This is a genomic window from Roseibium aggregatum (assembly GCF_017309185.1).
GTDB classification, from domain to species: domain Bacteria; phylum Pseudomonadota; class Alphaproteobacteria; order Rhizobiales; family Stappiaceae; genus Roseibium; species Roseibium aggregatum_B.
Genome location: NZ_JAEKJZ010000006.1, coordinates 97,953 through 119,323 on the forward strand (window position 1 = coordinate 97,953; position 21,371 = coordinate 119,323).

Annotated in this window: 21 protein-coding genes and 1 pseudogene; 8 read left to right on the plus strand and 14 right to left on the minus strand. The window is 60.9% G+C overall.

Translation table 11 applies throughout. The features are described from left to right. Positions 1-60: 60 nt before the first annotated feature. From JF539_RS22305 to rph, 7 genes are all read right to left on the minus strand, one after another. Positions 61-495, minus strand: coding sequence for a hypothetical protein (locus JF539_RS22305; protein WP_207142962.1), 435 nt, complete (start codon positions 493-495; stop codon positions 61-63). Positions 496-613: 118 nt separating this feature from the next. Beyond that, the gene (locus JF539_RS22310; protein ID WP_207142963.1) at positions 614-1,351 is read right to left on the minus strand and encodes a M48 family metallopeptidase; all 738 of its coding nucleotides are present in this window, start codon (positions 1,349-1,351) and stop codon (positions 614-616) included. A gap of 149 nt (positions 1,352-1,500) precedes the next feature. Then, entirely contained in the window at positions 1,501-1,926 is a 426-nt protein-coding gene (locus JF539_RS22315; RefSeq protein WP_209017511.1) for a DUF2852 domain-containing protein, read from the minus strand. Between the two features lie 214 nt (positions 1,927-2,140). Continuing rightward, positions 2,141-3,742 (minus strand): polyhydroxyalkanoate depolymerase, encoded by a 1,602-nt coding sequence (phaZ, locus tag JF539_RS22320; RefSeq protein WP_207142964.1) that lies wholly within the window; start codon positions 3,740-3,742, stop codon positions 2,141-2,143. Positions 3,743-4,018: 276 nt separating this feature from the next. Further along, on the minus strand, positions 4,019-5,176 hold the full coding sequence (gene hemW, locus JF539_RS22325; RefSeq protein ID WP_207142965.1) for a radical SAM family heme chaperone HemW: 1,158 nt from the start codon (positions 5,174-5,176) through the stop codon (positions 4,019-4,021). A gap of 7 nt (positions 5,177-5,183) precedes the next feature. After that, on the minus strand, positions 5,184-5,822 hold the full coding sequence (gene rdgB, locus JF539_RS22330) for an RdgB/HAM1 family non-canonical purine NTP pyrophosphatase (protein ID WP_207142966.1): 639 nt from the start codon (positions 5,820-5,822) through the stop codon (positions 5,184-5,186). Between the two features lie 12 nt (positions 5,823-5,834). Beyond that, a complete protein-coding gene (rph, locus tag JF539_RS22335) occupies positions 5,835-6,548 on the minus strand; it encodes a ribonuclease PH (protein WP_207142967.1) in 714 nt (237 codons plus the stop codon). Between the two features lie 183 nt (positions 6,549-6,731). Here rph and hrcA point away from each other — a divergent pair, with 183 nt between their 5' ends. The 3 genes from hrcA (at position 6,732) to JF539_RS22350 (ending at position 9,137) form a co-directional block, all read left to right on the plus strand. Next, the gene (gene hrcA, locus JF539_RS22340; protein ID WP_207142968.1) at positions 6,732-7,781 is read left to right on the plus strand and encodes a heat-inducible transcriptional repressor HrcA; all 1,050 of its coding nucleotides are present in this window, start codon (positions 6,732-6,734) and stop codon (positions 7,779-7,781) included. An 82-nt stretch (positions 7,782-7,863) separates the two neighbouring features. Continuing rightward, complete coding sequence (locus JF539_RS22345; RefSeq protein ID WP_207142969.1) at positions 7,864-8,667, plus strand: HesA/MoeB/ThiF family protein; 804 nt, start codon at positions 7,864-7,866, stop codon at positions 8,665-8,667. A gap of 62 nt (positions 8,668-8,729) precedes the next feature. Next, the gene (locus tag JF539_RS22350; RefSeq protein ID WP_207142970.1) at positions 8,730-9,137 is read left to right on the plus strand and encodes a carboxymuconolactone decarboxylase family protein; all 408 of its coding nucleotides are present in this window, start codon (positions 8,730-8,732) and stop codon (positions 9,135-9,137) included. A 77-nt stretch (positions 9,138-9,214) separates the two neighbouring features. Here the strand turns inward: JF539_RS22350 and secB are convergent, their stop codons facing one another. After that, entirely contained in the window at positions 9,215-9,718 is a 504-nt protein-coding gene (gene secB / locus JF539_RS22355) for a protein-export chaperone SecB (RefSeq protein ID WP_207142971.1), read from the minus strand. Positions 9,719-10,021: 303 nt separating this feature from the next. Between secB and JF539_RS22360 the strand changes: the two genes are divergently transcribed. The 4 genes from JF539_RS22360 to JF539_RS22375 all read left to right on the plus strand — a co-directional run bounded on the left by JF539_RS22360 (position 10,022) and on the right by JF539_RS22375 (position 15,894). Then, positions 10,022-11,368: an ActS/PrrB/RegB family redox-sensitive histidine kinase gene (locus tag JF539_RS22360; protein ID WP_207142972.1), complete on the plus strand. Its 1,347-nt coding sequence runs from the start codon at positions 10,022-10,024 to the stop codon at positions 11,366-11,368. Between the two features lie 88 nt (positions 11,369-11,456). After that, on the plus strand, positions 11,457-12,002 hold the full coding sequence (locus tag JF539_RS22365) for an ActR/PrrA/RegA family redox response regulator transcription factor (protein ID WP_419247698.1): 546 nt from the start codon (positions 11,457-11,459) through the stop codon (positions 12,000-12,002). 154 nt (positions 12,003-12,156) lie between these two features. Continuing rightward, positions 12,157-14,010 carry a hypothetical protein gene (locus tag JF539_RS22370; RefSeq protein WP_207142974.1) on the plus strand — a complete coding sequence of 618 codons (1,854 nt, stop codon included), beginning with the start codon at positions 12,157-12,159 and terminating at the stop codon, positions 14,008-14,010. Between the two features lie 270 nt (positions 14,011-14,280). Beyond that, on the plus strand, positions 14,281-15,894 hold the full coding sequence (locus JF539_RS22375; protein ID WP_209017513.1) for a methyl-accepting chemotaxis protein: 1,614 nt from the start codon (positions 14,281-14,283) through the stop codon (positions 15,892-15,894). Positions 15,895-15,980: 86 nt separating this feature from the next. On the opposite strand, the pseudogene JF539_RS27935 reads toward JF539_RS22375, so the two are convergent. Further along, a pseudogene (locus tag JF539_RS27935) lies at positions 15,981-16,079 on the minus strand (type I pantothenate kinase); the annotation flags it as partial. Positions 16,080-16,368: 289 nt separating this feature from the next. On the opposite strand from JF539_RS27935, the gene JF539_RS22380 reads away from it, so the two are divergent. Beyond that, positions 16,369-18,069 carry a methyl-accepting chemotaxis protein gene (locus JF539_RS22380; RefSeq protein ID WP_207142976.1) on the plus strand — a complete coding sequence of 567 codons (1,701 nt, stop codon included), beginning with the start codon at positions 16,369-16,371 and terminating at the stop codon, positions 18,067-18,069. A gap of 86 nt (positions 18,070-18,155) precedes the next feature. Here the strand turns inward: JF539_RS22380 and coaA are convergent, their stop codons facing one another. Genes coaA through JF539_RS22405 form a run of 5 tightly spaced genes read right to left on the minus strand, consistent with a single transcriptional unit; the run spans position 18,156 to position 21,357 of the window. Continuing rightward, entirely contained in the window at positions 18,156-19,121 is a 966-nt protein-coding gene (gene coaA / locus JF539_RS22385) for a type I pantothenate kinase (RefSeq protein WP_207142977.1), read from the minus strand. Between the two features lie 44 nt (positions 19,122-19,165). After that, positions 19,166-19,489 (minus strand): phosphoribosyl-ATP diphosphatase, encoded by a 324-nt coding sequence (locus tag JF539_RS22390; RefSeq protein ID WP_207142978.1) that lies wholly within the window; start codon positions 19,487-19,489, stop codon positions 19,166-19,168. A gap of 54 nt (positions 19,490-19,543) precedes the next feature. After that, positions 19,544-20,323: an imidazole glycerol phosphate synthase subunit HisF gene (gene hisF / locus JF539_RS22395; RefSeq protein WP_207142979.1), complete on the minus strand. Its 780-nt coding sequence runs from the start codon at positions 20,321-20,323 to the stop codon at positions 19,544-19,546. Further along, positions 20,320-21,063 carry a 1-(5-phosphoribosyl)-5-[(5-phosphoribosylamino)methylideneamino]imidazole-4-carboxamide isomerase gene (gene hisA, locus JF539_RS22400; protein ID WP_207142980.1) on the minus strand — a complete coding sequence of 248 codons (744 nt, stop codon included), beginning with the start codon at positions 21,061-21,063 and terminating at the stop codon, positions 20,320-20,322. Before hisA ends, hisF begins: the two co-directional genes overlap by 4 nt. Positions 21,064-21,069: 6 nt before the next feature. Next, positions 21,070-21,357, minus strand: coding sequence for a DUF1330 domain-containing protein (locus JF539_RS22405; protein ID WP_207142981.1), 288 nt, complete (start codon positions 21,355-21,357; stop codon positions 21,070-21,072). Positions 21,358-21,371 lie beyond the last annotated feature (14 nt).

Here is a 21,371-nt window from a genome sequence, read left to right on the forward strand (position 1 = left end):
CAGGAGTTTCCGACCCCGACCCTTCTCACAGGAAGACGGGCGCGGGGAATAGCGAAGCTCTCAACACTTGTGGCTGTAGGTGAACACCAGCGTATCGGTGGTGTACTGCCCGGTCGGGCGGCATTGTTTGAAGATTTCGCGGGTTCCGGTCACCGTGACCTGGAGCTGGTCGCCCCGGACCGGGCCTTCGACATGATATTCAAGCGGATTGCCCGGGCAGTATCTGGAAAAGACCCGCGCCGTGCCGGAGTACCAGTTGCCGTTCTTCACGCCGTTGAACAACAGCGTTCCCCGTTGCACACCGGAGTTACGCAGGGCCTGACGTGGCACCTCATAGGACAGCCAACGCTGGTTGCCCTGCGCCTGAAGGCGCATGATGGACCCGTTGTGGTTCCAGCAACTGTCGGCCATCGCCGCGCCGGTCATCAATATTCCAAAGCCGGTCAGGAGACCGAGACAACTGCGTTTGACAGACCTGAGCGAAATTTCATGCATGAATTGGCTCCCAACTTCCCAAGGGGAATAGGACGGCCAATTCGAGAATTTTGCAATCGGATATCTTGAAAGCGCTTTGAAAACAAAGCCATCCCGTCGAGCCCGGACCGGCCGCGCTTTACCCGAAACCGTGCAGATGGAGACCGTTTTCCTTCAGCCAGACGCGCGCCGTCGGTGTCTGGGGCGCCAGTTGCGCGCACAGGCGCCAGAACCGGTCCGAGTGGTTCAATTCCTGCAAATGGGCGACCTCATGGGCCGCGACGTAGTCGAGAATTTCGGATGGCGCCAGAATGAGGCGCCAGGAAAAGGAAAGCCGGCCGTTGGCCGCGCAGGAGCCCCAGCGGCTTTTGGTGTCACGAATGCTGATGGCCGCGATCTTCTTGTTAATGGTCCTGGCATGGTTCTCGGCCCGTTGCGTCAGATCCGTGCGCGCCTGCTCCTTCAGCCAGCTCGTTACCCTTCTCGGGATATGATCGTCGTCCCCCGGCACGAAGAGAGCGGGAAATCCGTCTTCCGTCTGCCCGGCTGTAATCAGGCCGCGCAGTCGTCCCGTTGGAACGATCTCATGGTCCTGGCCGCGCACAGGCACGATATCGCCCGGACGGAAGGCCACATGATCGGGGCGGTCCTTGAGGCGCTCGATCAGCCAATCGATATGCTGGCGGGCGAAGCGCTCGGCGCGCGCCGCGTTGCCGCCCTTCGGAACGGTCAGAACGGGGCCGGAACGGTCTGCGGGCAGGCGCAACAGGTAACGCTGCGCGCGCGGGTTGGACCTGAGGCGGATCCGCACCGCGCTCGTGTCCGTTTCGATTTCTATATGCTCAGGCAGTCGTTTTTTGTCCGGGCGGATCAGCATGGGCGGCAGGGGTCCAAACGAATCATCGGTTTCGGCCTAGACTAAAACATTTTCAAGTCTTCCAAGCCTCCAAACGGACGAAAGCGGCGCTTTTTGACGGCGCCGCTCTCGGTCAGGCCGTCCGGGGACGGCTCGGGAAGTCGGGACTGTTATATTGCGGTGGCGTCACCACCCGAGGGGCGGCCACGGTTGGCCATGAAACGGTCGAACTCTTCCTGGTCGCGCGCCCGGCGCAGTTCTCTCAGGAAATCGTCGAAGTCGGCACGCATCGCGTCGAGTTTCGCGCGTTCCTCCTCCAGCCGCTTCAACTCGCGTTCGCGGTAATCGTCGAATGCAACATTGCCCGTGCGGGCATATCCTGCCGTGTTTGACATCTGATCGAATGCTCCCTTCATCGGGCTGTTCCGCCACTGGTTTCTCGCATCGCGGGCCATGCCCTCGAAACGGTCACCCCACAAAATGTAGGCCAGCATGGCGAGACCCAATGGCCAGAAAACCACGAATCCCAACACCATCAGACCGATTGTCGCCGGCGTCCAGGCCGGCTTGATCATGCAACTTCTCGTCGTTGTCATCGTCCTATCCATTAAAGACATCCACACAGATCAGGTGGGGACTTTGGCCGCGTGCTTCAAGGATTTGTGATGTTCAACACAAAACGCAAAACCGAAAAAGACCCGGCCGGGTTTCCCGCGGCCGGTTCTAATGCTTTGTCTTTTTTGGCGATTTTCAGTCGGTGCCGTTACCCGGACGACCGATCACATTTTCGCCGCATCCAAATCTCCGGTGTCAGCTAACCGTCTCGGACAGCTGACGGGCCTGTTCGATCCACTTGTCGCGCGCAATGCGGCCCCGGAAGTCGAGCTTGCCGTCGAGCGCTTCGATCTGCTCGTCCGTCAGCGATGCGATTTGCCAATAGTGGAAGATCCCGGCGCCGTTCAGAGTGGATTCCAGCTTCGGCCCGACACCGCTGATCGCCTTGAGGTCGTCGGCGACACCGTCCGGCTTCCGCAACAGGATCTCTTCCAGGGATCCGGCCTTTTCAGGCTTGGCCTTGGCCTTTGCGGCTGTCTTTACCGGTGCGGCAGGTTTCTGCGCGGGCTGCTCCTTCGCGGCCTTAGCCGGTGCAGCGGCCTTGGTGGCTGGGGCGGCTTTGCGCCGGTCCGCACGGTGCGTGCGAATGAAATCCATGACCCGAGGGGCAATTTCCGCGCGCCAGCGCGATCCGTTGAACACCCCGTAGTGACCGACATTCGGTTGCTCGTAATGCGCCTTCATGTCGTCGGACAGGCTGGTGCAAAGGTCGTGAGCCGCGCGGGTCTGACCCCGGCCCGTAATGTCGTCCTTTTCGCCTTCGACGGTCAAAAGCGCGGTTCTCGTGATCTTCGTGCAATCCACCGGCAGGCCGTTGTGCGTCATTGTACCGTTCGGCAGAGCGTGTTCGATGAACACGGTCTCGACCGTCTGCAGATAAAATTCCGCCGTCAGATCCATGACTGCGAGATATTCGTCGTAGAAATCACGGTGTTTTTCCGCGCTGTCGCCGTCGCCTTCGACGAGATGCTGGAAAAAGTCCCGGTGCGCCGTGACATGGCGATCCAGGTTCATGCTCATGAAGCCGGACAGTTGCAGAAAGCCCGGATAGACGTCGCGCATGAAGCCCGGGTGCGGGAAGGGCACTTTCATGACGGCGTTCGTCCTGAACCAGTCGATCCCCTTCGAGACCGCCAGGTCGTTGACCGCCGTCGGCGCGACCCGCGTGTCGATCGGGCCGCCCATCAAGGTCATCGTGGAGGGGACGTAAGGGTCATCCCGCTCCTCCATGACCGCGACAGCGGCCAGAACAGGCACGGACGGCTGACAGACGCCGAGCACATGCGCATCCGGTCCAAGGAAATGCAGCATCGAAATCACGTAGTCGATGTAGTCGTCCAGATCGAACTTGCCGTCCTGAACCGGCACCATGCGGGCGTCGATCCAGTCGGTGATGTAGACATCGGCGTTCGGCAGCAACGCCTCGACCGTACCGCGCAACAGCGTCGCGTAGTGGCCCGACATCGGCGCGACGATCAGGATCTTCGGGTCGTTGCGCTGGGTCGTCACACCGCGCTCGAAACGGATCAGGTCGCAGAAGGGGCGGCTCCAGACGGTGCTTTCGCGCACCGGCACCCGTACGCCGCCCACGGAGGTTTCCTTCAAGCCGAATTCCGGCTTGCCGTAGCGCCGCGTCGTTCGCTCCAGAACCTCACAGCCTGCCGCGACCTGTCGGCCGAAACTGGTATGGGTCATCGGATTGAGCGGGTTCTGGAAATAAAGCCGCGTCATGTCGGCAAGCGCTCTTACCGGCGCCATCGCCGCATGGTTCAATTCATAAAGATGATAAAAGGGCAAAGGCGCTTCTCCTTTGTTTGCGCAACCGTTGCCTGTCCCCCGGCAAAAGATCGTCCTGCATCGGCTCGCGTGTTATGGCACCGTCTATTGCATCGCAACAGAATAACCACGACGGATGCCGTAAGCAATACTGCTTATTGATAGAACGGTGCCCGCCTAACGCTTAATTTCTGCAGGTTAACTTGTTTTGGCGTCGAATTATTTTGCGACGCACCATTGTGGAATGGGTATGTGAATCAAACCGGTAGAAAAATTTTCCCGAGGCTTCTTGCTGCGCTAAGCGGCGAGATCGGCGACCACCGCATCGAGAACAAAAAAACCTTCCCGTGTCGCCCGGACGCGGTTTTCCCCCAGTTCTTCCACCATTCCGTGCTCCAGAAGGTCGCGCAAGCGGCGCGGATCGATGGATCTGTGGGCCAGTTTTTCATAACGGGACAAATCGATGCCCTCGGTAAGCCGCAAACCCATGAGCAGGAATTCGTCACCCTGTTCTTCTTCCGACAGGCCCATGTTCTCCACGAGGCCGTGACCGGAGCGTTCGACGTTTTCCAGCCAGGTTTCCGGATGACGTTCGGTGGCTGTCGCCAGCCGGGTCGGCCCGACCGTCAGCCGGCCATGGGCGCCGGGCCCGGTTCCGACATAGTCGCCGTAGCGCCAGTAGACCAGATTGTGGCGGCACTCGGCGCCCGGTCTCGCGTGGTTTGAAACCTCGTAGGCCGGCAAGCCGGCCTCCGCCGTCACGTCCTGGGTGAGTTCGTAAAAGGCGGCGCCAAGATCGGGATCCGGCACTTTCAGCTTTCCGGCCTGATGAAGCGCGAAAAACGGTGTCCCTTCCTCGATCGTGAGCTGGTACAGCGACAGATGATCCGCGGCGAGCGCGATGGCCTGCTTCAGTTCCGCCGCCCAGTCCCCGGTCGTCTGTCCGGGGCGGGCGTAGATAAGGTCGAAGGACAGGCGCGGGAAGGTTTCCCGGGCGATTTCGATCGCGGCGCGCGCGGTCTGCGCATCGTGCAATCGGCCAAGCATCTTCAGATCGGCGTCGATGAGCGACTGCACTCCGAGGGAAACCCGGTTGACCCCGGCGCTGCGGTATCCCTTGAACCGCTCCGCTTCCACGGAGGTCGGGTTCGCCTCCATGGAAATTTCCACATCCGGGTCGAGCGACCACAGGTTCGAGACGGCGTTCAGGACACGTTCGACCGTGGCCGGCTCCATGAGCGATGGCGTTCCGCCACCCAGAAAGACCGACTGAACCGTTTTTCCCTTTGTCAGATCGGCAAAGTGGGACAGTTCCCGCTCAAGCGCCGCCGCGAACCGCACCTGATCCGCGGGCTCGTGCCGAACATGGGAATTGAAGTCGCAATAAGGGCATTTGGCGGCGCAAAATGGCCAATGGACATAGATCCCGAAACCGCCGTTTGTCGCCCCAGGCATCGCCGGCTTATCCTTCGAGGCAGGTTTTTGCGAAGAGTTGAAACGCACGTGCCCTGTGCGACAAGGCCGGCGTGTCGATGCTCCAGCCGTGTTTGTCCTCCGAAGGCATTTCGCCGAACGTCCTGTCATGACCATCCGGCTGGAAAATAGGATCGTAGCCGAAACCCTGCGTCCCGCGCGGCGGCCAGACGACTTCGCCCTCAACTTCTCCGCGGAACAGTTCCTGATGGCCGTCCGGCCAGGCAAGGCACAGAACCGCAACGAACGAACCGCGGCGCTGCTCCGGTGTTTCGGCCTTGATGGACCGGAGTTTTTCCTCGATCGTGCGCATGGCCATGGCAAAGTCCTTGTCGGGACCCGCCCAGCGCGCGGAGTATATTCCAGGGTCGCCGTTCAGCGCGGCAACGCAAAATCCGCTGTCATCGGCCAGCGACGGAAGCCCGGAGGCGTTCGCGGCGGCAACGGCCTTGAGCGCAGCGTTTTCTTCAAAGGTCAGGCCCGTTTCCTCCGGCTCCGGCAACCCGAGATCCGACGCGGAGACCACTTCGAAACCGAATGGTCTGAGCAAATCCACGATTTCCCGCACCTTGCCCTTGTTGTGGCTCGCCACAACCAGTTTGCCGGGGGTTAGTTTACGGTGACCCACTGTCGCCATTCCTTAAAGTATCGCCATTTTCTGCAGGTCGACGAGCCGGGTGATCCCGCCTTTCGCCAGACCCAGCAACTGCGCGAATTCCTCTTCCGAGAACGGCGCGCCTTCCGCCGTTCCCTGGATCTCGACGATGCCGCCGGACCCGGTCATGACGAAATTCGCATCCGTTTCCGCGGTGCTGTCTTCCGCGTAATCGAGATCGAGAACCGGCGTTCCCTCGTAGATGCCGCAGGAAATCGCCGCGATGTGGTCGGTCAGCACATCCCTGGTCACCATGTCGCGGGCTTTCATCCACTCGATGCAGTCACGCAGCGCGATCCAGGCACCGGTAATCGATGCCGTCCTAGTGCCGCCGTCCGCCTGAATGACGTCGCAGTCCACGGAGATCTGAACTTCGCCCAGCGCTTCCAGATCGACGATGGCACGCAGGGAACGCCCGATCAGGCGCTGAATCTCCTGGGTCCGGCCGGATTGCTTGCCGGCGCTCGCCTCGCGCCGCATGCGATCGCCCGTCGCCCGGGGCAACATGCCGTATTCCGCCGTCACCCAGCCGCGGTTCTGACCGCGCAGCCAAGGCGGCACCCGCTCCTCGAGGCTGGCCGTGCACAGGACATGGGTATCGCCGAACTTGACGAGGCAGGACCCTTCCGCATGTTTGGACACACCGCGTTCCAGAGTGACCGCACGCAGCTCGTCTGCTGCGCGTTTTGACGGACGCATGAAAATTCCTTTCACTTTCGCCTGTGCCGGCGCTGTTTCCCGATGAATTCCGAAGGCCTTGTAGACCCCAAGTTCCTCCGGCGTAAAGGCCCAGCTTCACTTAGACCCCAATTTGCGCCTATATCTTAAAGGTACAGACAACCTTCGTTGTTCGATATGCGGTAAACCGCCGGAGAACATACCTTGAGTCTCAGCGATCTAGACAAGAGATCCCGCGAAATATTCCGCTCAATTGTGGAAACCTATCTTCAAACCGGAGAGCCGGTGGGATCGCGCAACGTATCCCGGAACCTCGCCATGTCCCTGTCACCCGCATCCGTTCGCAACGTGATGTCGGACCTGGAACATCTCGGCCTTCTCCATTCGCCCCACACGAGCGCCGGTCGGCTGCCGACCGAGGTCGGCTTGCGTTTTTTCGTCGACGCGCTTCTGGAAGTCGGCGACCTGACCCAGGACGACCGGCGCCAGATAGAGGTTCAGGTCCGGGCTTCCCGGAAAGCCCATTCCAGCGAACAGGTGCTTACCGAAGCCAGCCAGATGCTGTCGGGTCTTTCCATGGGCGCCGGTGTCGTCCTGACCCACAAGACGGACATGCGGCTGAAACATATCGAGTTCGTCCGGATCGAACCGCAAAAGGCCCTCGTGATCCTGGTCAGCGAAGACGGCTCGGTCGAAAACCGTGTGGTCGAACTGCCCGCGGACCTGCCTTCGTCAGCCCTTGTCCAGGCCACGAACTACCTGAACGCACGCATCCAGGGCCGCACGATTTCCGAAATCCGCACGGAACTCGAAAAGATACGGGACGCGGATCAGGCCGAGCTCGATCAACTGAGCCAGAAAGTCATCGACACCGGCCTGGCCGTCTGGGGTGGCGAGACCATGTCCGACCCGGGCACCTTGATCGTGCGGGGCCGCTCCAACCTCCTGACCGATCTGGACGCGGTCGAGGACCTGGAACGAATCCGCCTGCTGTTTGACGATCTTGAAAGCAAGCGGGATCTGATCCAGCTCCTGGGTCTTGCCGAAAAGGGTGACGGCGTGCGCATCTTCATCGGGTCGGAGAACAATCTCTTTTCGCTTTCGGGCTCCTCTCTGGTGGTGTCGCCCTACCGGGACAGCAACCAGAGCATCGTCGGCGTTCTCGGGGTGATCGGCCCCACCCGGCTGAACTATGCGCGCGTGATTCCGATGGTGGATTACACGGCCCGGCTGGTGAGCAAGATCCTGGGGTGAGCGGGGAAACCGTTCGCACCGGAGGTTGACCTCGCCCCCGTTGTCACCTCATCTACCGGACAGTCCACAAAACAGGTCTCCGATGTTATCTCCCGCAGAACTCGAACGTTACGCGCGCCATATCGTCATGCGAGAGATCGGCGGCGCCGGTCAGCAGAAGCTCAAGAAAGCCCGTGTGCTGGTGATCGGCGCCGGCGGTCTCGGCGCCCCAGTGCTGCAATATCTGGCCGCCGCCGGGATCGGTACGCTCGGCATCGTCGACGACGACACGGTTTCCCTTTCCAATCTCCAGCGGCAGGTGATCCACGACACGGACCAGCTCGGGGAACCGAAAGTCGCCAGCGCCGCCGAAGCCATTGCCCGTCTCAACCCGAATGTGAAGGTCGAACCGCATCCGACCCGTCTCGCGGGACACAACGCCATGGCGCTCGTCTCCGGTTACGATCTCGTCGTCGACGGCTCGGACAATTTCGATACCCGCTATCTGGTGTCCGATGCCTGTTTCTTTGCCAAAAAACCACTGGTGACCGCCGCGGTCGGCCAGTTCGACGGGTCTATCACGACGCTCAAGCCGTTCGAGACAGGACCGGAGGGCGAACCGAACCCGAGCTATCGCTGCCTGTTCCCGAAAAAACCGCGCGACGGACTGTTGCCGACCTGCGAGGAGGCCGGTGTTCTCGGCGCTCTCACCGGCATCGTCGGCGCGATGCAGGCCATGGAGGCGATCAAGGAACTGACCGGTACCGGCGAAGGATTGACCGGGCGCCTGATGATGTTCGACGCGCGGACCTTCCGCATGGAAACCATCCGCTATCGGCACTCGCCGAAAAACCCGCTGACCGGCGACAATCCGAAAAGCTGGACGGAGCTTCTGGAGGAGGCCTGACTGTGCCGGTTTTCGACGGGCCGGACCCAACAGGAAACTTATTGAAATTCGGAGAATAAAACATGGCAACCGTGAAGCTGTTGACGGACGAAGAGGCTGACGCCATTCCCGAGGTCAAGGCCGTCTTCGACGACATTCGCGCGACCAGGGGATCGGATTTCATCAACAATGTCTGGCGCGCCCTGGCCAACGATCCCAAGGGTCTCAAGAGAACCTGGGAGCATCTGAAGTCGGTCATGGCGGTACCTGGAGCGCTCGACCCCAAGACCAGGGAAATGATCTATATTGCGGTCTCCGCCGCCAACAGTTGCAGCTACTGCGTCCATTCGCATACGGCCGCCGCGCGCGCGAAGGGCATGAGCGAAGAGGAACACGGCGAACTGATGCAGATCATCGCGCTGGCCTCCATGACCAACGGCCTCGTGACGGCTTTGCAGGTGCCGGTCGATCCGGAATTCGAGGTTGACTGACACACCCGAGCCGTCAACGAAAAACCCGCACCGGTTTTCACCGGCACGGGTTTTCAAACTCTAAAACCTGGCGGAACTCAGTTCGGCTTCTGTTCGGCTCCGGCCTGCTGGGCGGCGGCCTGTTGCGCCATGTTCTGGCGGTAGAGCTGGGCGAAGTCGATCGGGTCGAGCAGCAGCGGCGGGAAGCCGCCGTTGCGGGTGGCGTCCGAGAGGATCTGGCGTGCGAACGGGAAAATCATGCGCGGGCACTCGATCATGACGAAAGGATGCATGTGCTCTTTCGGCACACCGGTGATCTTGAACAGGCCGGCATAGACGAGTTCGACGTTGAACATCACCATGTCGGGACGTTCCGCCTTCGCGGTCAGCGTCAGCACGACCTCAAACTGGTCGTCTCCCATCTGCTGGGCGCCAACGTTGACGTTGATATCCAGCTTCGGCTGGTCGCCCTGACCAAGCGACCGGGGCGAATTCGGATTTTCGAAAGACAGATCCTTAATGTACTGGCCAAGAATATGCATGCCTGGTGCGGGGGCGTTTTCCGCCTGCGGCTGAGCGCCGCCCTCGTTGGTATCGGTCATCTTTTCATTCCGTTTCGCGGTGCTGATCTGAAATGAAGAGTGCTTGGGGTAAACCCTTGAGTCCCTCCGGCTGGCCGCCGGCCCGCGTAATCCGGACAACCTTGTCTGCGGCTGGCTACCATCTACACATGGCCGGCACAAGACCTGCGACCAATTCGGCGCGAATTTGAAACCGGACGAATGGCTTGACGGCGCGAGGTCAGCGTTTAAACGAAGCATAGCGCGTACCGGAACCGGTGGCTTGCCTATCTGCCGGGTGGCCGGATCAGGCGATCCGCGTGACTTCTAGCATCCGGGAAGAGAATGGCCGATCAACCGACCTCCAACATAACCCTGCCACACCAACGGCTGAAACTCGATACGCTTGTCCGTCTCAGGTGGCTCGCGGTCGGCGGCCAGTCCGCCGCCCTTCTGGTCGTTTATGTGGGACTTGGCTACCCGCTTCCGGCCGGCCCGGCCTTTGCCATGGTCGCCCTGTCCGCCTGGCTGAACATTTTCCTGAAGGTCCGCTGGCCGTCGGCCATGCGCCTGTCGGAGCGCGCCGCGGCGCTGCAACTGGCTTACGACATCCTGCAGATGAGCGGGCTTTTGTTTCTCACCGGCGGTCTCGGCAATCCCTTCGCCTTCCTCCTTATGGCACCCGTCATGGTGTCCGCCACCGGCCTGTCGGCCCGCTACACGTTCGTGCTCGGAATTCTGGCGACCTTATGCGCCACATCGCTGGCCGTCTTCCACCTGCCGCTCCCCTGGTCATCGGACGAGGACTTCAACCTGCCCGTCGTCTATTCCGTCGGGATCTGGATCGCGCTGGTTTCGACCCTCGGCTTCATGGCGATCTATGCATTCCGGGTCGCGGAGGAAGCCCGTCTGCTGGCCGATGCGCTCGCCGCGACGGAACTGGTGCTCGCCCGTGAGCAGCATCTGAATGCGCTGGACGGCCTCGCAACGGCTGCCGCCCACGAGCTCGGCACGCCTCTGGCAACCATTTATCTGGTGGCAAAGGAACTGAGCGACGAGTTCGAACCCGGCGACCACCGGGGAGAAGACGTGGCGCTGATCCGCTCGCAGGCCGAACGCTGCCGCCAGATCCTCCAGAAACTCACCAGCCTGTCGAGCGAGGAAGACCTGACGTACCAGCGCATGCCCGTTTCCCAACTGCTGGAGGACATCATCGATCCGCATCGGGGAACCGGTGTCGCGCTGCATGCCTCCTGCCGGGGAAAAGGTCCCGAGCCGGTCGGCACCCGCAATGCGGCAATCCGCTACGCACTCACAAACTTGCTTGAGAACGCGGTGGATTTCGCGAATTCCGACGTCGATATCTCGGCAAGCTGGGACGAGAAGACACTTTCGATCTCGATCAGGGACGACGGACCGGGCTTCACCGTCGACGTTCTGGGCAAGATCGGTGACCCCTATGTGTCGGTACGCGGAGGCAAATCGCTTCAAAAAGGAAGCGGCGGAGGGCTCGGGCTCGGCATTTTCATTGCCAAGACCCTTCTGGAACGCACGGGCGCCAAGCTGCAACTGGATAACCAGACGCCGCCACTCAAGGGCGCCAATATTCGTGTGAGCTGGCCAAGAGATGTATTCGAACGTGAAAGTGGAGTAGACGAAACACCTTTTTCACCCCATAACGGAGATAAGTGACGGGAAAGGCAGGTTGTGTCCAGTGCTCTCATCCGGCCTGCGAAAAAGCACGTAAGAATAAAACCGGTAACACGACATGACGGATCAGATGACTTCATCGCATGCTTCGGGGGACAACACCCTCCTCATCGTCGACGACGACAAGCCCTTCCAGCAACGGCTGGCGCGGGCAATGGAAAAACGCGGATTTGTTCCGGAAACGGCCGACAGCGTTCGGGACGCGGCGTCCAAAATCAGCCAAAATGCCCCGGCCTTTGCGATCGTCGACATGCGCCTTGAGGACGGCAACGGGCTGGACGTCATCGAACAGATCCGCCAGAAACGTCCGGACGCCCGCGCGATTGTCCTCACCGGCTACGGAAACATCGCCACCGCGGTGACCGCGGTCAAACTCGGCGCCATCGACTATCTGGCCAAACCTGCGGATCCGGACGAAATCGTCGCCGCCCTGGAACGCAAGCCCGAAGACAAGGCTGAACCGCCGGAAAACCCCATGTCCGCGGACAGGGTGCGGTGGGAACATATTCAGCGCGTCTACGAACTGTGCGATCGCAACGTCTCGGAGACAGCCCGGCGGCTGAACATGCACCGGCGGACCCTGCAGAGGATTCTTGCCAAGCGGGCACCGCGCTGACCTTGACAGGCCGGGGGTTGCCCGTTCCCGCCGCGAACTTCCGGTTCGCCAGTCCGATTTCACCGTTTCGTAAGGGGTGCAGGGTTGCCCTTTCGACGCCACTTTGCCTAAGTAATCCGTAAACGGTTCCTTTGCGCTCCAATGGAGATCGCTCATGCGGCTTGCTGCTGCTTACGCGCGTTGCGCGCCGAAAATGAAAACCGGCTGGCTCACGGTCTGCAGCGCTCTCTTGCTGATGTCCGGGGAAACCGCGCTTGGCCAATCCGTCCCGGAGACGGTCAGAATCAACGTGGAGCCGAAAGAACCCGGAATCCGGTCGATTACGGTAAACAAGAAATACCGGCCGATCATCAGCCGCGATGAAAACGGGGTCGTGATCGACACGTTGGGAAGCGGCAGTGCGCCGCCACCGTGCGACGTAAAGCTGGAAGTCACCCTGGAAAACAGCCGCGTCCTTCACCGGGACGCCAACCTGTGTGGCGGCGGAACCCTTGTCGTGGATGTCTCCAACGATGGCAAACCGGGCGCGGCGGCACGGATCGTCGGCACCGGCTCGGGTGTCGCAGCCGGCCCCGTCACCAGCGCGCCCGCCACAAGCTCACCGCCGTCCTCCTCTACATCCACGCCGCCGGCCGGTGCGCAAACCGCCGCGGCACCCGCAAATTCGGACACCCCGGCAACCGCCGGAGACAGTTCTCCTTCAGGTTCCGGCGGTCTGAGGCCGCTGGAGGAAGTCGAGACCCCGATCTCCACACCCGGTTCAGCGGGGACGGATACCGCCGCTCTGCCCGGCAATTTCGAAACCATGGTGCGCGACCGCCTGTCCAGCGGTGACGGAAACCCGGAACCGCGGCTGATTTCAGCAAACGAAAACCGTCAGTGGCTCGCCGAACCGGGAAGCCAGCCCGGATCGGCCTCCTTTCTGCAACACGCGGTTCCGCAAACGGACGACCGGGACTTCCGGGCCGATTGCAATACGCAATCCGGTCTGGCCCGGGTGACCTTTCAGCAGGCCCCCGCCGGCCTTGTGGAAGGCATGCCCCAGACGGTTCAGATCACAGCCGGCGATTTTTCAAACAGCTACGGCGCCTTCGGGTCTTCCAGCCAGGGCGGAGCCGGCGTGTCGCTTCCAGAAGTCAGCCTTGAAATGACCGATCCGCTCTGGGAAGCCCTGATCCGCCAATCCGAGCTTTCAGTCACCGTCGAAGGCATGCCGGCCTATCAGGTCTCTCTCAAAGGCAGCGCCAATCCGGTTCGCCTGTTCGTTGCAACCTGTGCCCTGCCGCAGCAAATCGTTTCGGACGAGGCGTATGGCGAGGAACCTGGTTCAGACCGGTCCTGCAGCGAACTTGGCCGTATCCGTTCTCTGGAAGCAAATCGTCCCGGGACCATCGTCTTCCGCAACACGAGCCGGCAGCCGATCGAGGTCAACTGGATCGACTACCGGGGGGGAGAACGGCCTTATGCCCGGCTTGAGCCCGGTCAGATCCTCGAGCAGCAGACCTATGTTTCCCATGCCTGGAGCGTCAGGGGCGCCGGTGGCGAGTGCCGAGGGATCTATGTGACGCGAACACCGTTCCGGGAAGTGGTGTTCAAGGGTCCCGCCAATTTCGGAACCGGTGCACCCGCCGGCGGCTTCAATGCACCGTTGGGTCAGGATGGTCTCCAGAACGGCCAGTTCAACAACGGCGGATTTCCCAATGGACCGGTTCCTCCCGGAAATGTCGGCGCGGGCAATCAACCGCTTTTTCCGCAGCAGCAACAGACCGCCCGGACAAATGTTGCGGATTACCTCTGCACCGCGGGTATCGACCTGAACGTCGTGTTTTCCCCCGACGGGCAGACCGCCACGGTTTCGGAGATGGGATATGGTGCCGTCACGCTGCAACGCAGAGGCAGCGCCAACAGCTTTCACTACGAAGAGCAGGGCCACGTGCTGAGAGGCCAGGTTCAGAACGCGACCTGGTCGCGACCCGGGTTGCGGGATGTCTTTTGTGCTCGCAGATAGTGGAACCAATTACCGAATCTGTATTTCTACATAAATTGACGGTTTGATCCCGCCAATATTACGTAAGTTGGCTTTGCGATTCTTGTTGCGGCGCAAAAATTTCCGCAAGAGCCTCGGCTTTTTAAGTGTTTGGTCAATTGTTTAGGGCAATCCTTTCGTAGTTTTTTCGAGAGGAATACGACTCACATGTCTTTCGCACGCTGGCCCATCACTTGGAAAATTTCACTACCGGTCGCAACAATCCTATTGTTCACAGCAGCAATCTGCGTTGTGAGCCTGAACAGCCTTTATGGGGCAATGTTCGCCGAGCGGCTCCAGAAGATCGAGGAAATCTCGAACAGCGCGGTTTCCATTGCCGCGTATTATCATGGCCTTGAAACATCCGGAGAGATGAGCCGGGACGAGGCACAGGCGGCCGCGCGCGCGGCAATCGGGGCGATGCGTTACGAAGGTGAAAACTACGTTTTCGCCTACGACTATAACGGCATGGCCCTGGTGCATCCGAATCCGAAGATTGTCGGAACCGACATGAGCGGCTTCACCGACAAGACCGGTGTCAAGATCGTCGTGGAACTGATCGACAGCGCCAAGGCCGGCGGTGGCGAGCTGCTTTATTTCTGGCCGCGCGCAGGCAGCGACGTGCCGATTGAAAAATATGGCTGGGGCGCCGGCTTCGCTCCCTGGGGCTGGATGATCGGAACGGGCGTTTACGTCGACGACCTGGAAGCCTCCTACTGGAGCGCCGCGACCACGCTGATCGCGCTTGCGATTATCGGCGCGATCGTTGCCATCGGTATCGCGGTCCCGGCCATACGGCAAACCGTTCGTCCGTTGCGTGCACTGACCGCAAACATGAACAGGCTTGCCGAGGGCAACACGGATGTCGTTGTTGACGGCGCGGACCGGGGCGATGAGATCGGCCAGATGGCGGCCGCGATGCAGGTCTTCGTCGCCAACGAAACCGCCCGCAAGTCGCTCGAGCACGAGCAGCTGGCCGCCCGCGAAGCCGCGGCCCGGGTGGGCGAGCAGATCCGCGACCGCAGCCAGGAGTTCGACACCCAGATCACGGGCCTCATGCAGATCATCGAGAACTCCGTCGGCCGCCTGAAGGCGTCGTCCTCGGAAATGATGACCGGCGCGGAGCAGACCACCGAGAAATCCGGCATCGTCGCAAGCTCCTCGACCCGGGCCTCCGGCAATGTCGAGACCGTGGCCGCCGCCGCCGAGGAACTCTCCGCATCCGTCAACGAAATCCGCCGCCAGGTGCAGTCCTCCAGCGAAATCGCCGCCAAGGCGGCCGAGGAAGCCGGAGCCACCAACGAGCGCATGCACGGCCTGTCGGAGGCCGCCGGGCGCATCGGCGAGGTGGTCACGCTGATCCAGGCAATCGCCGAACAGACCAACCTGCTGGCGCTTAACGCCACCATCGAGGCGGCAAGGGCCGGAGAAGCCGGCAAGGGCTTCGCGGTCGTCGCGGCGGAAGTCAAGGAACTGGCCAACCAGACCTCCAAGGCGACGGAAGAGATTTCCAGCCAGATCTCCGCCATCCAGGGCGAGACCGAACAGGCGGCCAGCGCCATCGGCTCCGTCACCACGATCATCAACAACATGAACGAGATCGCTTCCTCGATCGCGTCCGCCGTTGACGAGCAGGGAGCGGCGACCCAGGAGATCGCCGTCAACGCCCAGCAGGCGTCGCAAAGCTCGGTGGAAGTCAGCAACACCATTCAGGGCGTGTCGAGCGCGGCGGAAAACACCAAGGAAGCCGCCCATACCGTGGACCTGGCAGCCGGAGAACTCGAAGACAACGCCACCGACCTGCGCGGCAAGGTCACCGACTTCCTCAACACGGTGCGCGAACTCACCTCCCAGCGCGCCGCCTAAGACCGGCCGACACCCTCAAAACCAGACGCCCGCGGAGAAATCCTCCGCGGGCGTTTTCGTTTCAGGACCTTCTTAAAGAGCCCAGGTCAGATCTTGCGCAGGGCGACCTTCGCGATGCGGTGGCTTTCGTTCTTCGTCAGGATCAGGTCCGCGCGCGGTCGCGTCGGGACGATGTTCTCGCGCAGCCTTTCAAAGCTCTGAATGCCAAACATCTGAATTTACGCAGAGTTTTCTACAGGCAAAGATCATAACCGCATTTTCAAGGCTGCTTCCCGGTTCAACGAGCCGGCAATTAATTTAACGTGTTAATCAATTTATAGATGTCTTTTTTATTTCTATATATTATACTTTTGTCCCTGTTATTTTTTACGATATCTGAGATCGTTTTTACTTATCTTTTCTTATGTTTAGCACTTAATCAACATTTCTAGTGTTTTATCTGGCCAACTTCAATTTGAATAGGGGCTTTCCGTCATGTCCTTTACCCGCTGGCCACTCGCGTGGAAAGTCGGCGCGCCTGTCGTCGTGATCATGGTATTCACTCTGGCACTTGCGGCCATATCGTTGAGCGCGCTGAAAGATGCGATGCTGGACGAAAGGCTTGTGAAAATCGAAGACATCACCAATTCCGCCGTTAAAGTCGCCGCCCGTTACCACGAACTGGAAACATCGGGTGTCCTCTCCCGGGCCGAAGCGCAAAAAAGCGCGGCCGAGGCCATTTCCGCCATGCGGTTCGAAAACGGTGAAAACTATGTTTTCGTGTTCGATTATGACTCCGTAACGATTGCCCATGCGAAGGCTTCCCTCATCGGCAAGGACCTTTCGGATCTCACGGACTCCAACGGCGTCCGTATCATTGACGGTCTCGTCGATGTTGCCAAATCCGGCGGCGGCAGCTTCCGTTACCTCTGGCCGCGCGCAGGAAGCGATGTGCCGATCGATAAATGGAGTCACGCGGAAGCTTTCCAGCCTTGGGAATGGATGATCGGCACCGGCGTTTATGTCGACGATCTCGAAACCGCATTCTGGCAGCACGCCCTGGTCATCATCGCGATCACACTGGTCGGTGGTGTTATCGCCGGGGTCATCGCGTTCCTGGCGATCCGCAGTCTCGTCCGGCCCTTGCGCGCCCTGACAAACAGCATGAACACGCTTGCTGAAGGCAACACGGATGTCGTTGTTGACGGCGCGGACCGGGGCGATGAGATCGGCCAGATGGCGGCCGCGATGCAGGTCTTCGTCGCCAACGAAACCGCCCGCAAGTCGCTCGAGCACGAGCAGCTGGCCGCCCGCGAAGCCGCGGCCCGGGTGGGCGAGCAGATCCGCGACCGCAGCCAGGAGTTCGACACCCAGATCACGGGCCTCATGCAGATCATCGAGAACTCCGTCGGCCGCCTGAAGGCGTCGTCCTCGGAAATGATGACCGGCGCGGAGCAGACCACCGAGAAATCCGGCATCGTCGCAAGCTCCTCGACCCGGGCCTCCGGCAATGTCGAGACCGTGGCCGCCGCCGCCGAGGAACTCTCCGCATCCGTCAACGAAATCCGCCGCCAGGTGCAGTCCTCCAGCGAAATCGCCGCCAAGGCGGCCGAGGAAGCCGGAGCCACCAACGAGCGCATGCACGGCCTGTCGGAGGCCGCCGGGCGCATCGGCGAGGTGGTCACGCTGATCCAGGCAATCGCCGAACAGACCAACCTGCTGGCGCTTAACGCCACCATCGAGGCGGCAAGGGCCGGAGAAGCCGGCAAGGGCTTCGCGGTCGTCGCGGCGGAAGTCAAGGAACTGGCCAACCAGACCTCCAAGGCGACGGAAGAGATTTCCAGCCAGATCTCCGCCATCCAGGGCGAGACCGAACAGGCGGCCAGCGCCATCGGCTCCGTCACCACGATCATCAACAACATGAACGAGATCGCTTCCTCGATCGCGTCCGCCGTTGACGAGCAGGGAGCGGCGACCCAGGAGATCGCCGTCAACGCCCAGCAGGCGTCGCAAAGCTCGGTGGAAGTCAGCAACACCATTCAGGGCGTGTCGAGTGCTGCGGAAAACACCAAGGAAGCCGCCCATACCGTGGACCTGGCAGCCGGTGAGCTCGAAGACAACGCCACCGACCTGCGCGGCAAGGTCACCGACTTCCTCAACACGGTGCGCGAACTCACCTCCCAGCGCGCCGCCTAAGACCGGCAGACACCCTCAAAACCAGACGCCCGCGGAGAAATCCTCCGCGGGCGTTTTCGTTTCAGGACCTTCTTCAAGAGCCCAGGTCAGATCTTGCGCAGGGCGACCTTCGCGATGCGGTGGCTTTCGTTCTTCGTCAGGATCAGGTCCGCGCGCGGTCGCGTCGGGACGATGTTCTCGCGCAGGTTCACCAGGTTGATGTCCGCCCAGATCCGGTTGGCGGTTTCCACCGCTTCCAGGTCCGTAATGCGCGAGTATTTGTGGAAATAGGAAACCGGGTCGCGGAAGGCGGTTTCGCGCAGCCGCATGAACCGGTCGACATACCATTTGCGCAGGAGATCCTCGTCCGCGTCGATATAAACGGAGAAATCGAAGAAATCCGAGACGAAGGGAACCGCCCGCCCGTCCTTGGGAAGCTCACGCGTCTGAAGGACGTTCAGGCCTTCCACGATCAGGATATCCGGCCTGTCGACGGTCACGGTATGGCCGGGCATGACGTCATAATAGAAGTGCGAGTAGACCGGTGCCCGCACATGCCGCTTTCCGGCCTTTATGTCGGACAGGAACTTGAGCAACCGGGGCCGGTCGAAGCTTTCCGGGAACCCCTTCTTGGACATCAGCCCTTCGGCTTCCAGAACGGCATTCGGGTAGAGAAAACCGTCCGTGGTAATCAGATCCACCTTCGGGCTTGCCGGCCAGCGGGTGAGCAATTCGCGCAGGACGCGCGACGTCGTCGATTTCCCGACCGACACCGATCCCGCGACGCCGATGATGAACGGGGTCTTTCCGTCAAGATGACCCAGGAAGTTTTGCGTCGCCTGGTGAATACCGACCATCGCTTCGGCGTAAAAGGCGAGAAGACGCGACAGCGGCAGATAGATGGTTTCGACCTGCTCGATGGAAACCGGCGCATTCAGGCCCTGGAGCTGCGCAACCTCTTGCTCCGACAGGGTCATCGGCGTGTCGGCGCGCAAGCGCGACCACTGGTTTTCCGTGAACACGCGATAGGGGGAAAGATCCATATCCGGATCCGTGGAGACTTTCTGATCCATCTTCGTCGCAGATCCCGCGCTGATCCGGCTTACCGGCAGACCCTTTAGTCCTGCGGCCGGGAAGCCTTTTCTTCAAGTCCGGTTTGTCCCGTACGGCTGGCGAGTTCACTCATCACATCGGCGAGCCGGACATCCGATACATTCAGCACAACAAGTAAATGATACAGTAAATCGGCGGCTTCCGCCGTCAATTCCTTCCGGTCCTGCCTAACGGCCGCTATCGCCGCTTCGACCGCTTCTTCTCCCAGTTTCTGGGCGCATTTGGCAACCCCCTTGCCGACGAGCTTGCGCGTGTAGGATGCTTCGTCGCTGCTCTTCGCACGCGCAGCAATAATGGCGTCAAGATCGTCCAATGTGAACTTGGTCATTCGGCTATGTCCTTATACCAAGGGAAACAGATTATGACTCGTCTGACCGGAATTTCAGGCATCGAGGCGCATGGGCACGCCCGCGTCGCTCATGTACTGCTTCGCATCGTGGACGGTATGTTCCCCGAAATGGAAAATGGACGCCGCCAGAACCGCCGTCGCATGACCGTCTAGGATGCCTTCCACCAGATGATCCAGGGTGCCGACGCCGCCGGACGCGATCACCGGCACGGGCACCGCGTCGGCGATCGCCCGGGTCAGGGCGATATTGTAGCCGGCTTTCGTTCCGTCCCGGTCCATGGAGGTCACCAGAAGTTCGCCCGCGCCGAGGTCCACCACCTTCTTGGCAAAGGCGATGGCATCGATCCCGGTCGCGTTGCGGCCGCCATGGGTGAAGATCTCGAATTTTTCCGGATCCCCAGGCTCGTTGACCTGCTTGGCGTCGATGGAGACCACGATGCATTGCGCGCCGAACTTTTCCGCCGCTTCGCGGACGAAATCCGGGTTGTTCACCGCCGCCGTGTTGATCGACACCTTGTCGGCCCCGGCGATCAAGAGCTTTCTGATATCCTCCACCGTGCGCACGCCACCGCCGACGGTCACCGGCATGAAACAGGCCTCCGCCGTGCGCCGGACGACGTCGTAGATCGTGTCCCGGCCTTCGTGGCTCGCGGTGATGTCCAGGAAACAGAGCTCGTCCGCGCCGGCCGCGTCATAGGCCTTGGCCGCTTCCACCGGATCGCCGGCATCGCGAAGATCGACGAAGTTGACGCCCTTGACGACACGGCCGTCCTTCACGTCGAGGCAGGGGATGACACGGGCTTTCAGGGTCATTGGGCTTTGCTCCGCGCTGAAAGGATCAGCTCCATCGCTTCCTTCGGATCCAGCCGGCCGTCGTAGAGCGCCCGTCCGGAAATCGCGCCTTCCAGAATGGCACAGTCGGGTTCCAGCAGCCGGTGAATATCATCAATCGACGCAAGACCGCCGGAGGCGATCACGGGAATGGAGACGGAACGGGCCAGCTCCAGCGTCGAGGGGATGTTGAGGCCCTTCAGGACGCCGTCGCGGTCGATATCGGTAAAGACAATCGCCGCAACGCCGACATCCTCGAAGCGCCGGGCGAGGTCGACGGCGGTCAGTTCCGAGGTTTCCGCCCAGCCCTCGACCGCAACATAGCCGCCCTTGGCATCGATGCCGACGGCGATCTTGCCGGGGAATTTACCGCAGGCCTCCTTCACCAGTTCCGGATCGCGCACGGCGATCGTGCCGAGAATAACCCGCGCGATCCCCTTGTCCAGCCAGGCTTCGATGTGCTCCAGCGTCCGGATGCCGCCGCCAAGCTGGACCGGGTTTTTGGTTCCCGCCAGAATGGCATCGACCGCCGCCCCGTTGACGCTTTCACCGGCGAAGGCGCCGTTCAGATCGACCACATGCAGCCACTCGAAGCCCTGGTCCTCGAAGGACCTGGCCTGGGCACCCGGATCGTCGTTGAACACGGTCGCCTGGTTCATGTCGCCGAGTTTCAGGCGTACGCATTGGCCATCCTTCAGATCGATGGCGGGAAAGAGGATCATGTCGTCTTAAATTCCTTCAACGATGACGATCTCGCCATCGGCAACCTTCTGGCGGACCTTCACCGCCGCCTGATATTCCGGCGAGTTATAGCAATCGACCGCGTGTTGAAAGCTCGGAAACTCGATAATCACGTTGCGGGCCCGGCCCGGACCTTCGATCGTGTTCGCCTTGCCGCCGCGTGCCAGAAAATTCGCGCCGAAGCGCTCAAAGGCCGGCTTCGCGGTCGCCACATATTCCGGATAGCCCTCCGGGTCGTTCACATCCACCCTGGCGATCCAGTAGCCCTTGCTCATTATTTTCTCCCGAA

Bases quoted from the DNA above. Each gene is read 5' to 3' on its own strand.
- JF539_RS22310 (WP_207142963.1), bottom strand. From the start codon at position 1,351: ATGCTGATCCGCCCGGACAAAAAACGACTGCCTGAGCATATAGAAATC.
- hisF (WP_207142979.1), bottom strand. From the start codon at position 20,323: ATGACCCTGAAAGCCCGTGTCATCCCCTGCCTCGACGTGAAGGACGGC.
- hisA (WP_207142980.1), bottom strand. From the start codon at position 21,063: ATGATCCTCTTTCCCGCCATCGATCTGAAGGATGGCCAATGCGTACGC.
- JF539_RS22360 (WP_207142972.1), top strand. From the start codon at position 10,022: ATGGCCGATCAACCGACCTCCAACATAACCCTGCCACACCAACGGCTG.
- JF539_RS22370 (WP_207142974.1), top strand. From the start codon at position 12,157: ATGCGGCTTGCTGCTGCTTACGCGCGTTGCGCGCCGAAAATGAAAACC.
- JF539_RS22345 (WP_207142969.1), top strand. From the start codon at position 7,864: ATGTTATCTCCCGCAGAACTCGAACGTTACGCGCGCCATATCGTCATG.
- JF539_RS22350 (WP_207142970.1), top strand. From the start codon at position 8,730: ATGGCAACCGTGAAGCTGTTGACGGACGAAGAGGCTGACGCCATTCCC.
- JF539_RS22315 (WP_209017511.1), bottom strand. From the start codon at position 1,926: ATGACAACGACGAGAAGTTGCATGATCAAGCCGGCCTGGACGCCGGCG.
- JF539_RS22305 (WP_207142962.1), bottom strand. From the start codon at position 495: ATGCATGAAATTTCGCTCAGGTCTGTCAAACGCAGTTGTCTCGGTCTC.
- JF539_RS22390 (WP_207142978.1), bottom strand. From the start codon at position 19,489: ATGACCAAGTTCACATTGGACGATCTTGACGCCATTATTGCTGCGCGT.
- secB (WP_207142971.1), bottom strand. From the start codon at position 9,718: ATGACCGATACCAACGAGGGCGGCGCTCAGCCGCAGGCGGAAAACGCC.
- coaA (WP_207142977.1), bottom strand. From the start codon at position 19,121: ATGGATCAGAAAGTCTCCACGGATCCGGATATGGATCTTTCCCCCTAT.
- JF539_RS22365 (WP_419247698.1), top strand. From the start codon at position 11,457: ATGACTTCATCGCATGCTTCGGGGGACAACACCCTCCTCATCGTCGAC.
- JF539_RS22405 (WP_207142981.1), bottom strand. From the start codon at position 21,357: ATGAGCAAGGGCTACTGGATCGCCAGGGTGGATGTGAACGACCCGGAG.
- hemW (WP_207142965.1), bottom strand. From the start codon at position 5,176: ATGCCTGGGGCGACAAACGGCGGTTTCGGGATCTATGTCCATTGGCCA.
- JF539_RS22380 (WP_207142976.1), top strand. From the start codon at position 16,369: ATGTCCTTTACCCGCTGGCCACTCGCGTGGAAAGTCGGCGCGCCTGTC.
- rph (WP_207142967.1), bottom strand. From the start codon at position 6,548: ATGCGTCCGTCAAAACGCGCAGCAGACGAGCTGCGTGCGGTCACTCTG.